9 protein-coding genes and 1 pseudogene are annotated in these 14,637 nt (G+C 72.7%); 4 read left to right on the top strand and 6 right to left on the bottom strand.

Going from position 1 to position 14,637, the window contains the following annotated elements; translation table 11 throughout:
- Positions 1-7: 7 nt before the first annotated feature.
- The gene (locus tag ACIBU0_RS13070) at positions 8-1,414 is read right to left on the bottom strand and encodes an FAD-dependent oxidoreductase (protein WP_398816145.1); all 1,407 of its coding nucleotides are present in this window, start codon (positions 1,412-1,414) and stop codon (positions 8-10) included.
- A gap of 27 nt (positions 1,415-1,441) precedes the next feature.
- Entirely contained in the window at positions 1,442-2,464 is a 1,023-nt protein-coding gene (locus ACIBU0_RS13065) for a DUF4349 domain-containing protein (RefSeq protein ID WP_398816142.1), read from the bottom strand.
- 161 nt (positions 2,465-2,625) lie between these two features.
- Between ACIBU0_RS13065 and hemG the strand changes: the two genes are divergently transcribed.
- Together hemG and hemQ are read left to right on the top strand one after the other, a co-directional pair.
- Positions 2,626-4,131, top strand: a complete 1,506-nt coding sequence (gene hemG / locus ACIBU0_RS13060; protein WP_398816139.1) for a protoporphyrinogen oxidase — start codon at positions 2,626-2,628, stop codon at positions 4,129-4,131.
- 5 nt (positions 4,132-4,136) lie between these two features.
- Positions 4,137-4,868 carry a hydrogen peroxide-dependent heme synthase gene (gene hemQ, locus ACIBU0_RS13055; RefSeq protein ID WP_398816136.1) on the top strand — a complete coding sequence of 244 codons (732 nt, stop codon included), beginning with the start codon at positions 4,137-4,139 and terminating at the stop codon, positions 4,866-4,868.
- Here hemQ and ACIBU0_RS13050 read toward each other — a convergent pair whose 3' ends face one another.
- The 4 genes and pseudogenes from ACIBU0_RS13050 to ACIBU0_RS13035 form a co-directional block, all read right to left on the bottom strand.
- Complete coding sequence (locus tag ACIBU0_RS13050; protein WP_398816134.1) at positions 4,869-6,539, bottom strand: alpha/beta hydrolase; 1,671 nt, start codon at positions 6,537-6,539, stop codon at positions 4,869-4,871.
- Between the two features lie 88 nt (positions 6,540-6,627).
- Positions 6,628-7,157: pseudogene (locus tag ACIBU0_RS13045) on the bottom strand (TIGR04222 domain-containing membrane protein); the annotation flags it as partial.
- Positions 7,156-7,956 carry a DUF4142 domain-containing protein gene (locus ACIBU0_RS13040; protein WP_398816131.1) on the bottom strand — a complete coding sequence of 267 codons (801 nt, stop codon included), beginning with the start codon at positions 7,954-7,956 and terminating at the stop codon, positions 7,156-7,158. The pseudogene ACIBU0_RS13045 and the gene ACIBU0_RS13040, both read right to left, overlap by 2 nt.
- Before the next feature lie 413 nt (positions 7,957-8,369).
- Positions 8,370-10,199 (bottom strand): DUF692 family multinuclear iron-containing protein, encoded by a 1,830-nt coding sequence (locus ACIBU0_RS13035; protein WP_398816128.1) that lies wholly within the window; start codon positions 10,197-10,199, stop codon positions 8,370-8,372.
- A 595-nt stretch (positions 10,200-10,794) separates the two neighbouring features.
- Between ACIBU0_RS13035 and ACIBU0_RS13030 the strand changes: the two genes are divergently transcribed.
- Together ACIBU0_RS13030 and ACIBU0_RS13025 are read left to right on the top strand one after the other, a co-directional pair.
- Positions 10,795-13,614: an AAA family ATPase gene (locus tag ACIBU0_RS13030; RefSeq protein ID WP_398816125.1), complete on the top strand. Its 2,820-nt coding sequence runs from the start codon at positions 10,795-10,797 to the stop codon at positions 13,612-13,614.
- 367 nt (positions 13,615-13,981) lie between these two features.
- Entirely contained in the window at positions 13,982-14,635 is a 654-nt protein-coding gene (locus tag ACIBU0_RS13025) for a response regulator transcription factor (RefSeq protein ID WP_031480381.1), read from the top strand.
- Positions 14,636-14,637 lie beyond the last annotated feature (2 nt).

The raw sequence follows: 14,637 nt of genomic DNA, 5'->3' as shown, positions 1-14,637 counted from the left end.
CCCCCTACTAGGCACCCGCATTAACAGCCTTTGCCGCCTTGCGGGCCGCCACCAGTACCGGGTCCCACACCGGGGAGAACGGCGGAGCGTATCCGAGGTCCAGGGACACCATCTGTTCCACCGTCATCCCCGCCGTCAGAGCCACCGCCGCGATGTCCACCCGCTTCCCCGCGCCTTCCCTGCCCACGATCTGGACGCCCAGCAGTCGGCCCGTGCGGCGTTCCGCGAGCATCTTGACCGTCATGGGGGAGGCGTTCGGGTAGTAACCCGCGCGGCTGGTGGACTCGATCATGGCCGTGACGTATTGCAGGCCCGCCCTGCGCGCGTCCTTCTCGCGCAGGCCCGTGCGGGCGATCTCCAGGTCGCAGACCTTGCTGACGGCCGTGCCGACCACGCCGGGGAACGTGGCGTAGCCGCCGGCGGCGTTCGTGCCGATGACCTGGCCGTGTTTGTTGGCGTGGGTGCCGAGGGCGATGTGGCGTTCCTGGCCGGAGACCAGGTCGAGGACCTCCACGCAGTCGCCGCCCGCCCAGATGTTCTCGTGGCCGCGCACGCGCATCGCCAGGTCGGTCAGCAGGCCGCCGTGGTCGCCGAGAGGCAGGCCGGCGGCCCGGGCGAGGGTCGTCTCGGGGCGGACGCCGATACCCAGGACGACCACGTCCGCGGGGTACTCGGCGTCCTCGGTGGCCACCGCGCGGACCCGGCCGTCCTCGCCGGTGAGGATCTTGGTGACCTCGGTGTCGTTGACCATGGTGATGCCGAGGCCCTCCATGGCCGCGTGCACCAGGCGGCCCATGTCCGGGTCGAGCGTCGACATGGGCTCGCTGCCGCGGTTGACGACGGTCACCTCGTAGCCGCGGTTGATGAGCGCTTCGGCCATCTCGACGCCGATGTAGCCGGCGCCGACCACCACCGCGCGGCGGCCACGCGTGCGTGCCAGCGTGTCGATGAGGGCCTGGCCGTCGTCGAGGGTCTGCACACCGTGGACGCCGGGGGCGTCGGCGCCGGGCATGTCGGGGCGGATCGGGCGGGCGCCGGTCGCGATCACGAGTTTGTCGTACGACGTCCAGGACTCGGCGCCGGAATCGACGTCACGCGCGCGTACCCGGCCGCCGGCCACGTCGATCTCCGTGACCTCCGTCCGCATGCGCAGGTCGATCTCCCGCGCGCGGTGCTCCTCGGGCGTCCGCGCGATCAGCTGGTCGCGGTCGAGGACGTCGCCGCCCACCCAGTACGGGATCCCGCAGGCCGAGAAGGAGGTGAAGTGGCCGCGTTCGAAGGCCACGATCTCCAGTTCCCCGGCGCTCCTCGATCGCCGTGCCTGTGACGCCGCGGACATCCCCGCGGCGTCGCCGCCGATCACAACCAGCCGCTCTCGCGTACCCGGCACACCCCTCGCAGCGCTCATGCTCATGCGAACACGCTACGAGCACCGGGCATTTCAGTCCTGCCCGCCGCCCTGTTCGCCGCCGCGCCCGTCCCCCGCGCGCGTGGGCCCCGGTGCCGGGTAGGCCGTCGGCAGCGGGCCCAGGGCCGTCGTCGCGGGTGCCGTGCCCGGGCGGCGCGACAGCCGGGGACGCAGCACCTTCAGCCACAGCAGCACGATCAGCACCGCCACCGCGGCGAAGGGCAGCACGGCGCCGAACGCCACCGCGAGCCAGCGCAGCATCGTCACGAACGCGTCCCAGCCGCCCGCGAGCGCGTCCAGGAAGCCGGGGTCGTCGTCCCGCGCGGCCTTCTTCACCGGCGTCTCCGACAGGGAGAGGGTGATGGTCGCCAGGCTCGTGCGGTCCTTCAGGGACGCCTGCTGGGCCAGGAGCGCCTCCAGGTCGGCCTGCCTGCTGCTGAGCTCGCCCTCCAGCGTCACCACGTCACTGAGCTTCGTCGCCCGGTCCATCAGCTCACGGATCCGGGCCACGCTGGTGCGCTGCGACTTGATGCGGCTCTCCACGTCGACGACCTGGTCGGTGACGTCCTGCGCCTTGGCGCTGCGCTCGATCAGCTTGCCCGCGCCCTGCAGGTCCGCGAGGACGTCGGCGTACCGGTCGACGGGAACGCGGAGCACGACGCGGGTGTGCTCGTGGCCCTCCTCGTCCCGGGTCGTGGTCTCGTTGCCGACGTAGCCACCCGCGTCCTCGGTGGTGGTGCGTGCCTCGTCCAAAGCTTTCGGTACGTCCTTGACCTGCACGGTCAGCGAAGCCGTACGGATGATGCGGTTCGCGGTGACCTTGGGCGGCGCGGTGGCCTTGCCGGCGTCGGAGCCGTAGCCGCCGCCCGGGGCGCCCTCCTTCGCGTCCGCCTGGGACTCCGCCTTCGCGGCCTTGTCCCCGGCTGCGCTGCTGCCGCCCGAGTCGTCCGAGGCGCTGCAGCCGGTGAGCGCGAGGGCCGTGGCCAGCAGGAGGCCGGCGAGGGCCTGAACCGGTCGTACGGATCGAATGGAGCGGGTGGAGCGTCGTGTGCGCATGTGGGCGTACCCCCGAGGGTCGTCGTGACGACTGACGCTTCTTCGACGCCTGGAGGGGGCGGGACGTTGGCGGGGAACGGTCCCGATGCGGTCACGGTCGGGACTCGTGAAGGACACCGGGGCGGGGACGGCCTGTCAGTGGGGTCTGAGAGGCTGTGGACATGCGCGAAGTTCAGACTCGTACGGGCCGGGGCCGGGTCGTCGTCATCGGAGGCGGGATCGCCGGGCTCGCCGCGGCCCACCGGCTGCTGGCCGCCGGCCGGCGGGTGACCGTCCTGGAGGCGTCGGACCGGGTCGGCGGCAAGCTGCTGCCCGGTGAGATCGCGGGCGCGCGCGTGGACCTCGGCGCCGAGTCGATGCTGGCGCGCCGCCCCGAGGCCGTCGCCCTCGCGCGCGAGGTGGGTCTCGCCGGCCGGCTCCAGCCGCCCGCCACCGCGACGGCCTCGATCTGGACCCGCGGCGCCCTGCGCCCCATGCCCAAGGGACATGTCATGGGCGTCCCCGGTACCGCGTCCGCGCTCTCCGGCGTCCTGTCCGACGAGGGGCTGGCCCGCATCGAGCGCGACGCCGACCTGCCCCGCACGGAGGTCGGCGACGACGTGGCGGTGGGGGAGTATGTGGCGGCCCGCCTGGGCCGCGAGGTCGTCGACCGGCTCGTCGAACCCCTGCTCGGCGGCGTCTACGCGGGCGACGCGTACCGCATCTCGATGCGCTCGGCCGTCCCGCAGCTCTACCAGGCCGCCAAGACGCACGACTCCCTGACGGAGGCCGTTCGGGAGATCCAGGCCAAGGCGGCCGCGGCCCAGCAGACGGGGCCGGTCTTCATGGGCATCGAGGGCGGCGTCGGCACCCTCCCCCTCGCGGTCGCGGAGTCGGTCCGCGCGCGGGGCGGCGAGATCGTGACCGGGGCGCCCGTGACCGAGCTGCGCAGGGTCGGGCACGCCGGGGTGGGCGGCCGGCCCGCGCCGGGCCCGGCCGAGTCGAACGCCCTCTGGCGCGTCGTCGCCGGAGACCGCGTCTGGCGCGCCGACGCCGTGATCGTCGCCCTGCCCGCCCCGGCCGCCGCCGCCCTCCTGCGCGCCGAGGCCCCCGCCGCCGCGACGGAGCTCGCCACCGTCGAGTACGCCTCCATGGCCCTGATCACGCTCGCCTTCCGCCGCGCCGGCACCGACCTCCCCGCCGGCAGCGGCTTCCTCGTACCGCCGGTCGACGGGCGCACCATCAAGGCGTCGACGTTCGCCTCCCAGAAGTGGGGCTGGATCGCCGACGAGAGCCCGGACGTGGTCGTCCTGCGCACATCCGTCGGGCGGTACGGCGAGACGGAGATCCTGCGGCGCGACGACGACCACCTCGTCGACGTCTCCCGCCGCGACCTCGAAGCGGCGACCGGACTCACTGCCACCCCCGTCGAAACGCGCGTCACCCGCTGGACCGACGGCCTGCCCCAGTACCCGGTCGGTCACCACGCGCGCGTGGCCCGCATCCGCGAGCACATCGCCGAGCTGCCCGGCCTCGCGGTGTGCGGCGCGCAGTACGACGGTGTGGGCATCCCGGCGTGCATCGCGAGCGCGTACGCCGCGGTGGATCAGCTGGACGGAGACCTGAGTGGTGTGGAGGAGCTCACCGCCCACCCGGTGCAGAGTCTGCACGGCGGAGCGGGAGAATAGGGGACATGAGTGACGACGCCTCCACCACCGAGTCCGGCAGGATCCCGAACAAGGGCAAGCTGGCCAAGGACCTCAACGAGGTCATCCGCTACACCCTCTGGTCCGTCTTCAAGCTGAAGGACGTACTCCCCGAGGACCGCGCGGGTTACGCCGACGAGGTCCAGGAGCTGTTCGACCAGCTCGCCGCCAAGGACGTGACGGTCCGCGGCACCTACGACGTGTCCGGGCTGCGCGCCGACGCCGACCTCATGATCTGGTGGCACGCCGAGACCAGCGACCAGCTGCAGGAGGCGTACAACCTCTTCCGCCGCACCAAGCTGGGCCGCGCGCTGACGCCGGTCTGGTCGAACATGGCGCTGCACCGCCCCGCCGAGTTCAACCGCTCGCACATCCCGGCGTTCCTCGCCGACGAGACGCCGCGCAACTACGTCAGCGTCTACCCTTTCGTGCGCAGCTACGACTGGTATCTCCTCCCCGACGAGGACCGCCGCCGCATGCTCGCCGACCACGGCAAGATGGCCCGCGGCTACCCGGACGTCCGTGCCAACACGGTCGCCTCGTTCTCGCTGGGCGACTACGAGTGGCTCCTGGCCTTCGAGGCCGACGAGCTGTACCGCATCGTCGACCTCATGCGCCACCTGCGGGCCTCGGAGGCCCGGATGCACGTCCGCGAAGAGGTGCCGTTCTTCACGGGCCGCCGCAAGGACGTCGCGGAGCTGGTCGCGGGCCTCGCCTGATCAGTGCGGGAGCCGGGCGGCCGCGGCCTTGCCGGGGCGGCCGCCCGGTTTCGTCGCGGTCCGGTCGGCCGGCTTCGGCGACTTGCGGTTCAGGCGCTCCGGCTTGGGCTCGGGGTGACCTTCGCATGCCGCCTGCCGGGCGGGGAGGCGGCCCTCCAGCAGGTAGGCGTCGATGTGGCCGTTGACGCAGGCGTTCGGGCCGTAGGCGATGCCGTGCGTGCCGGCGTCCCGCTCGGTCACCAGGACCGAGCCCGACAGCCGCCGGTGCATCTCCAGCGCCCCGTCGTACGGCGTGGCGGCATCCCGCTCGGCGGCCAGGATCAGCAGGGGCGGCACCTCACCCGGCGCGGTCCGCACGTCGAGGGGCTGCTGCCGGGGCGCCTGCCAGTAGGCGCACGGCAGGTTCATCCACACGTTGTCCCAGGTCTCGAACGGCGCGACCTGCGCGAGCTGGGTGTTGTCCCGGTCCCAGACCGCCCAGTCCGTCGGCCAGGGCGCGTCGTTGCACTCCACGGCCGTGTAGACCGCGTTCGAGTTCTCCTTCTCGGCCGCCGCCTCCGTCGCCGGCGCGGCCAGCGCGACCAACGGCTTCTCGTCGCCCTTCAGATACGCCGACAGCGCCTGCGCCCGCGCGGGCCAGTAGTCGTCGTAGTACCCGGCCTGCAGGAACGCCTCCTGCAACTCCTCGGGCCCGACCTTCCCGCCCGCCGGCTTCACGGCGAGGCGCGCCCGCACCTTGTCGTAGCGGCGCAGCACCTCGTCGGCGGTGTCACCGAGGCCGTAGACGTCGTGGTGCTTGGCGACCCACTCCCGGAAGTCCGCCCACCGCCCCTCGAACGCGGCCGACTGCAGCAGATTGCTGCGGTACCAGATCTGCGCCGGGTCCGGGTTCACCGCCGAGTCGAACACCATCCGCCGCACGTGGGAGGGGAAGAGGGTCGCGTACAGCGCGCCGAAGTAGGTGCCGTACGACGCACCCATGAACGTCAGCTTCCGCTCGCCCAGCGCGGCACGCAGGACGTCCAGGTCCCGGGCGTTGTTGAGGGAGTTGTAGTGCCGCAGCGCGCTGCCGGTGCGCTCGGCGCAGCCGCGCGCGTAGGCCTTGGCCCGGGCGATGCGCTCCCGCTTGTAGGCCTCCGACGGGTGCGTCGGCGCGTCGGCGGGCCCCTTGGCGACCTGCTTGGGGTCCTGGCAGGACACCGGCGCGGACGGCCGCACTCCGCGTGGGGCGTAGCCGACCAGGTCGTAGGCGCCCGCCAGCCGCTTCCATGCGGGCAGGACACCGATCAGCGGGAAGTGCACGCCGGAGGCGCCCGGTCCACCCGGGTTGTAGACCAGGGCGCCCTGCCGGGGCACCCGGCGCTTGCTGTTGTGCGGGTCCTTGTGCGTGGCCTGGATCCGGCTGACCGTGAGTTTGATCTGCTTGCCGCCGGGATGCGCGTAGTCGAGCGGGACGGCCACCGTGCCGCACTTCACCTGGGCGGGCAGGTCCAGCTGCTTGGGGCAGCCGGCGAAGGGGATGCCGGCCGCCTTGGCACGCGCGGCGGCCACCGTCACGCCGTACTTCTCGGCCGCACCCGGGACCGGGGCCCCGGTGCTGCCGGCCGGGGCGGTGGAGAGGGCGGTCAGGAGCAGCGCTCCGGCGACCGGGTAGAGGGCGGGAACTCTCATCGCGTGTCCCTTCAGTGCACGGCAGCAACAAAAGGGATATTTCGTTCGTCTGTTGGCGAAGGCAAGCACCGTCCTGCCGGTGTCGGCGTCAATGCCCCCGATGCGTCACCGGGCCGCGGTGGCCGAAGGCCTGGCGCAGTTCCGGCTCGCCGATCGCGCGCACGCCCCGTACGGCGACGGAAGTGAGGTGGGCACGGTCGTCCCCGCCGGTCGGGTGCTGGACCAGGGCGCCGAGGAGCCGCTGCCCGGCCGGGGAGGCCCACTGCGCGTACGGGTGGATCTCGACCCGGGCGATGGCGAGGCAGCTCAGGGGGAGCACGAAGGGGAGCGCGAACCAGAGGGCGACCAGATGCGCCGGCATGTCCGACTGAGCGGGCGTCAGCAGGGCGATCGCCCCCAGCGCCAGGACGACCGCCGCGGCGTCCCGCACCGGCTCGATCCGGGACTGGCCCTCCGGCCCGATGGCCCCTATCACCGAGCGCTCCACTCGTCCCGGCCCCGTGGATCGACGACCGTCGCCCAGCCGGTGTGCGCGAGCAGCAGCCGCCGCTGCCGGGCCATGGAGACGCGGGTCAGATCGGCGACCCGCCGGGGGCCGCCGGACAGGAACTGGTTTTCAGGGGTTGCCGGAACTGTTAGGTGGGGGGCTGGTGGCGGCCGGCGGCAGGGTGTAGGTCGTGGTCGGAGTGGGGGACGGGGACGGCGTCATCGGGACGGCCGGGGCCGGGTCGGTGGTGGGGCCGGGCGGGGCGGGGGACGGGGTGATCGGGGGAGTGCTGCCGGCGACCATGTCCCTGGCGAGGGCGTCCCAGTCGACGTACCCGGTGGCTTCCAGCACCTTGATGTGGTCCAGCACGGTGGTGTTGGCGTCGTCGGCGAGTTCACGGACGAGTGAGTTGCGCGTACTGGCCCGTACCTGGGCGACGACGGAGAACACCTTGCCGTGGGCCAGCCGCAGGATGTTGGCGAACTGCCGGTCGTACTCGACGCCTTGGGCGGAGTCCAGGGTCGCCAGCCACTCCTGCTGCTGCTCGGTGGGCTCGTTGGGCAGCTCCAGGCGGAGCCGTGCGGCGATGTCACGCACCCGCTCGTCCAGGAACGTGTGCCCCTGGATGAGGTGCTGACCGGCGGTGCGTACGGCGGGTGTGGTGCCCTTCTGCCGCGCCTGCTGACCTGCGGGCAGCTCCCACAGCCCGGCCAGCCGGACCTTCGTGACGAACTCGCGGTCGAGGCCGGACAGCGGCCCGTACTCGGTCGAGACCGTCTCGGCGTTGAGCACGTCCAGACCCGTCCCGGACCGGTCGGCGTACGACCAGATCGGGAAGATCATCGCCAGCAGCGTCGCCGTCAGGCCCGTGATGATGAGCCCGGTGCCGCTGAAGATGCCTCGGCCGTTGATGGGGGGACGCGGTCGCATGGTGCCTCCTGTTGCGGCACCGCACGTTAGTGCGCTTCAAGGGTTGGGTTGGCATATTACTTCGGGGTACCCCTGGGTCTACGCCAACTGCCGTACGGGGGCGAATGGTTGCAACGGGGGTCGATACGGGCGTATGGGGGAGTGAGGGTGAGGGGCGTACCGGAGCAGATGGGGATGAAGCGGGTGCGGTGATCGCATTACGGGGCTGGGGTGTTAACCCCGGCACACTCGGTGGAGGTGGCGGCGCCTAGGAGGGGAGCGGGGGGTGGCGTATGCGGGGTCCGTCGGGTGGTGGGGGTTGGAGGTTGCGGGTGGGGTGACGGTGCAGGGGGTGCCGCCGGGGAGGGGGTAGCCGCTCGCCCGCGTCGCTGCCGCTCACCGTCGAAGCATCACTGCCCGTCCCCGCGGCCCGCTCACCGCCGTAGCAGCACCCGGCGCGTGGCCCGGGCCAGCCGTACCCCCGGGCGTCGCGATCGCGGCCGCGGCCCCGAACGCTCCAGCCACCACTCGCGCACCTCCGCCCGCACCCGCGCGTCTTCGAGCCGCCCCTCGGCCAGCAGGTACCCGGCGAAGTCCAGCGCGTCGCGCCGGTAGCCGTCGGTCATCGGGTGCCCGTGCGTGTACGTCAGGAAAGCCCGCCGATACCCCTCCCCGAGGATCACCGGCAACTCGGGCGCGACCTTCGCCACGACCTCCGCCCGCTTCCCGGCGAGCGCCCGCGCCTGCACCCCGAGCCGCACCCGGTCGAACCCCTCTGGCACGGGCGTCCCGGCGACGAGCGCGGACAGCAGCGCGGCCTGCGCGAGAGCGAGCCGCTGCCGAGCGTGCTCGATACCGGGTGCCGCGGCCACGGTGCGCTGCTCGCGCTCCGGCTCCGGCTCGTTCGTGGCGTCCTTTCCGCGTGCGGTGCCTTGCGCTGCCGCTCGCTGGTGTGCCGCCTCGTGCTCGGGCGTCCGTCCCTGCTTTCCCACGGTGTCTTCTTGGCGTGCGGTGTCTTGGGTCGGCGGTTGCTCGGGTGCCGCCTCGTGCTCGGGCCTCGGTTCCGGTCCGTTCGTGGCGTCTTCTTCGCGTGCCGCGTCCCGTGCTGCCGTTCGCCGGCGTGCCGACTCGTGCTCGGGCGTCCGCCCCTGCTCTCCCGCAGCGTCTTCTTCGCGTGCCGCGTCCAGCGCTGCTCCTCGCTCGCGTGCCGCCTTGCGCTCGCGCGTCGCGGCCCACTCGTTTGTGGTGTTTTGCTCGGCCGCGGCGCTCGGCTTGGCCGTGGTGCTCGGCTCGCCCGTGGTGCTCGGCTTGGCCGTGGTGCTCGGCTCGGCCGCGGCGTCCCGCTCTGCCGTGGTGCTCCGTTCGCCCGCGGCCTCCTGAAGTGTGCCCGTCACGGGTGCTGCTGCGGACCTGCTCGCCGAGGGCACCCCCCGCTCCGCATCCCCCTTCTCCAACGCCCCTCGAATCGCCCCCAACTCCCGCTCCAGCTCCGCCGGTTCCGGGAAGTTCTCGTCCCTCTCCAGCAGCACCCCCGGCGGGGACACGCGGGAGGCGAGGTCGGTCAGGATGTCGAGGACCGGCTGGGGGACCGGGTGGGCGTGGCTGTCGTGCCAGACGCCGTCGCGTTCGAAGCCGCCCGCGACATGGACGTACGCGATGGCTTCCAGCGGCAGCTCGGCGAGCGCCTTGGCCGGGTCCTCGCCGCGGTTGACGTGGTTGGTGTGGAGGTTGGCGACGTCGATGAGGAGGCGGACGCCCGTGCGGTCGGCGAGGTCGTACAGGAACTGGCCCTCGGTCATCTCCTCGCCCGGCCAGGAGATGAGCGCGGCGATGTTCTCCACGGCAAGCGGCACGGGGAGCGCGGACCGGGCGACACGAACGTTCTCGCACAGCACGTCGAGGGCGTCCCGGGTGCGGGGGACCGGCAGGAGATGCCCCGCTTCCAGACGCGGGGACGCGGTCAGCGGTCCGCCCGCGCGTACGAACGCGATGTGCTCGGTGACCAGCGGCGACCCCAGCGCTTCCGCCCGCTCGGCGAGCGCGGCCAGCCTGCCGGCGTCGGGTCGGTCCGCGCCGCCCAGGCCGAGCGAGACGCCGTGCGGGATCACGGTCACGCCGCGCTCCCGCAGGCGTACGAGAGACTCCGGAAGGTGCCCGGGACAGATGTTCTCGGCGACGGTCTCGACCCAGTCGATGCCCGGCATGCGCTCCACGGCGTCCGCGATCTCCGGTCGCCACCCGATCCCCGTGCCCAGTCGCTGCATCGTCCCCTCCTCGGCCTCTGCCCTGCCCGCTGTCCCGTCTCCTTCGACGTCGTGCCGGACGTCCGGACGTGACGGGGGTATGGCCCCAGGGGCTGCGCCCGAACCCCCGGGCGGGGACCTTCAGAGCAACATTTGAGGTTGGGGCCCGCGCCCTCCAGGTCGTACGCGCGTGCCGCCGGGGGCGTTCAAGCGAGGCTGACCGAAAGCCGACAGAAAGCGTTCCTTCCGGAGGTCTACACCAGCACGGCCGGTGCGCCCGAGCCGGCGGATCGACCGTCCGAGGGCGCCCGGGCCGGCGAGCGTGCCAGGTCAGATGGATTCTGGCCACCGGCCGACCGAATGGTCAGTTGATTTTGGCCATCTGAAAACCACGCAAGAAGTGCCATTGAATTCGGAATTGAGGGGTCCGTTTGCGGGTTGAATGGCGTGAATTCAGTGTTGTCCCGAAGTCTCCGCAGTGAATCGGGCTGGTAGTTGATTTTTCCTTATGGGAGAATCTTCACAGGGGAGGGCGGTCTCGTCCGAAAGGCTGCATCTGATCGGCCGCCCGTACCGCGCAAGAATCAGCCGTCGGGACTGGGGGATAAGTCGGCTCATGAACTTGGTGGAGCGGGACAAGGAACTGTCGGTCATGGAGGGCATGTTCGACGCCGCCTCGGCCGGACACGGCGGCGTGCTGTTGGTGAGCGGCGCGGTCGCGAGCGGGAAGAGTGCGCTGCTGCGTGCCTGCGCAGAGCGGGCGGGTGCCACCGGAGCGCTGTTACTGCAGGCCACGGCGTCGGACGCGGAACGCGACATACCCCTCGGAGTGATGGGGCAACTGCTGCTCGGAGTCGGCTCGTCCGATGCGGGCATGGCCGGCGCGCCGTGGTCGCCGGGTGGAAGGGTGCTGGCCGGATCGGGAGGGCGGGCTCGGGTGACGCTTCCCGCCGCGGTGGTCGCCGAGCAGTGCGGGATTGTCCTGGAAAAGGCGCGGGAAAGGCCCGTGATGGTCGTCGTGGACGATGTGCATCACGTGGATCAGGATTCTCTCGAATGCCTGCTCTATCTGGCGCGAAGGGTCAACAGAAACCGTATTCTGATGATCCTCGCGGAAAGCTGCACCGAGTTATCCGACAACACCCGCTTCCAGGTTGATTTCCTGCGCCTTCCGGGCTGCCGGAATATCCGGCTCGGTCCGCTGACCCGACATGGCGTGGGCGACATGGCCGACGCCTACGGCGGGGAACGGTGGCGGACGCGCCCGCTCGTCACGCACCTGCACCGGACCGGCGGCGGCAACCCCCTGCTGACGAAGGCGCTCCTGGAAGACACCGCCGCGTCGCTCGCCGACGGCGACGAGAGCGGCCTCGACGCCTGCATGCCGGGCGAGGCCTTCGAGCGTGCCGTCACCGCGTGCCTCTACCGCGTCGACCCCGCGCAGCAGCACATCGCCCGGGCGCTCGCCGTCCTCGGCCCGCAGGCCTCGCCGGCCGAACTGGCCGAAGTCCTCGGCGTCGGCCGCGATGCGGTGCACCGCGGCCTGACCGCCCTCGGCGCGATGGGGCTGCTCGGCTCCGGCTGGTTCCGGCACGAGGCGGGCCGGACCGCGGTGCTGCACACCATGGAGCCCGCGCACCGGTCCCACCTGGAGGCCCGCGTCGCCACGGTGCTGCACGAGCACGGCAGGGCCGCGACCGTGGTCGCACGGCATCTGATGCGCGCGGAGCGCATCGACGGCGCGTGGGCGCTGCCGACCCTGATCGAAGCGGCCGACCGGGCCCTGACCGACGACGACGTCGCCCTGGCGCTGTCCTGCCTGCGCGCCGCCCGCGACCTCTGCACGGACGAGGGGCGGTCCCTGGACATCAGGGCCGCGCTGACCCGGGCCGCCTGGCGGGTCAACCCGGCCGTCGGCGCCCGCTACCTGCCCGAGCTCACGGCCGCCGCCCTCACGGGCCGCCTCGGACACCACCAGTCCGCCGAACTGGCCGGGCACCTCCTGTGGTTCGGCCAGGTCGACCAGGCACTCGCCGTCCTGCACACCGCCGGGCGCGGCGACACGGGTACGGGCCTGCGCCACCGGCTCGACGACATCCGGCTGTGGATGGACCGCACCTACCCGGGCCTGCCCGGCGCCGACCGGTCCGACGCGAACGGTGCCGTGCTCCGGGCGCCCTCGGCCGCGCGCAGCATCCATGACCGGGTGGCGACCCTGGCGCAGGCGGCGTCCGACCCCAGCAGGGACGACGTCGTCGTGCGGGCGGAACAGATCCTCCAGGGCACCCGCCTCGACGACCACACGGTCCCCCTGCTCGTCGCCACCCTGGACTCCCTCGTGCTCGCCGACCACCTCGACGAGGCGGCGTACTGGTGCGAGACGCTGTTCAAGGAGGCCACCGAGCGCGGCGCCCCCATGTGGCAGGCACGGTTCGCCGCCGTGAAGGCCCGCACAGAGGTGCGGCTGGGCGGACTTGCCGCCGCCGAGGAGTCCGTGCGCACGGCCGACGCACTCGTACCCGCCGAAGGCTGGGGCGTCGCCCTGGCGTCGCTCGTCGCCGTCGCCGTGTACGTGAAGACGGCCATGGGCCGGCTCGGCGAGGCGGCCGGCCATCTCGCCGTGCCCGTGACCGAAGCGGCGTTCCAGACCCCCGACGGACTGCTCTATCTGTGGGCACGCGGCTGCTACTACCTCGCGGCCGGCCGCCCCTACGCGGCGCTCGACGACTTCCGCGCCTGCGGCGACACCATGACCGGCTGGGGCCTCGACCTGCCCGCCCTGGTCCCCTGGCGCACCGACGCCGCCCTCGCCCACCTGGCGCTCGGCGACCAGCGCCGCGCCCGCGCCCTCGCGGAGGAACAGCTCGCGCTGGTCGGACCCGGCGCCGCGTGGACGCGCGGGGTGTCGCTGCGGGTCCTGGCCCGGACCCTCGGCCCCGCGCGCCGGCTGCCGCTGCTGGGGGAGGCCGTGGAGATCCTGCGGGAGACCGGGCACCGGCTCGAACTCGTCCGTGCCACCGACGAACTGGCCCGCGCCCACCGCGAGCTCGGCGACGCCGGACAGGCCCGCGCCCTGGCCCGCAGAGCGCGCCAGCTGGCCGGCGAATGCGGAGTGCCGGCCCCTGAGGCGCCGCCGGCCGAGACCGGCGCGTCCTCCGCCCAGGACGGCACGCAGGCGGCTCGGCCGCGGCAGCACCCCGTCGAACTCAGTGACGCGGAGCTGCGCGTCGCGACGCTCGCCGCCCGCGGACTGACCAACCGGGAGATCGCCGACAAGCTGTTCATCACGGTGAGCACGGTCGAACAGCACCTGACGCGCGCGTACCGCAAACTGGACGTCCAGCGCCGCACGGACCTGATGGCCAAGATCACCTCCGCCGAGGGCCCGGGTCAGCGCTCCAAGCGCCGTCATCGCGCGGCCCGCCACCCGGCGTGACAGGTCCGCCGACACCCGGTGTGCCAAGTCCGAGAAGCGGGGTCCTTCGGTCATCTGCGAGGTCACGACTCCCTGCCGGGCGGGCGTACGGTCGGTTCCGCTCCGGTTGTTCTACGGGGCGGGCGGTCACAGCGCGGTCCGAAAGCGCGCGCGGGTCACAGGGGTCGGTGGGGCACAGGGGTCCGGACGGAGACGGATGTGCCCTGATCCGGGCCTGTGGACGGGGAGTTCGCGTAGGTACCCTGCGATCGGGGATCCGGGCAGAACCGGGCAGCGGACTGTGACCGGTGCGTGACGGGGGATCGGGCAGTGTCGTGCGGCGTGATCCGGCGGGCCGCCCGGCCCGGCCCGACGCCAGGAGGGGTCGATGAGGGTGCTGGTGGTCGAGGACCACGTCGAACTCGCGCAGTCCGTCGCGCGGGTGCTGCGCCGTGAGGGCATGGCGGTCGACGTGGTGTACGACGGCGCGGACGCGCTCGAACGCACTGCGGTCGTCGAGTACGACGTCGTCGTCCTGGACCGGGATCTGCCCGGCGTGCACGGCGACGAGGTGTGCAGCCGGCTGGCCGACGAGCCCGTCCACGCCCGGGTGCTGATGCTGACCGCGTCCAGCACCATCGCCGACCGGGTCGAGGGCCTGAGCCTCGGCGCGGACGACTACCTGCCCAAGCCCTTCGCGTACGCCGAACTGGTCGCCCGCATCCGCGCGCTGGGCCGGCGCTCGCAGCCGGCCGTGCCGCCGGTCCTGGTCCACGGCGATCTGCGCCTCGACCCGGCGCGACGGATCGCGACGCGTGCCTCACGGCGGCTCGCGCTCACCCCGAAGGAACTCGCGGTCCTGGAGTACCTGCTCGCCGCCCAGGGGCGGGTGGTGTCGGCGGAGGAGTTGCTGGAACGGGTGTGGGACGAGGCGGCCGACCCCTTCACCACCACCGTCAAGGCGACCATCAACCGGCTGCGTCCCAAGCTCGGCGACCCGCCGTTGATCGAGACCGTCCCCCGGGGCGGCTACCGGATTTGAGG

This window comes from Streptomyces sp. NPDC049627, assembly GCF_044465645.1.
Classification (GTDB): domain Bacteria; phylum Actinomycetota; class Actinomycetes; order Streptomycetales; family Streptomycetaceae; genus Streptomyces.
Note: the sequence above shows the minus strand (reverse complement) of the source record. Positions and strands in the feature narration are given on the sequence as shown.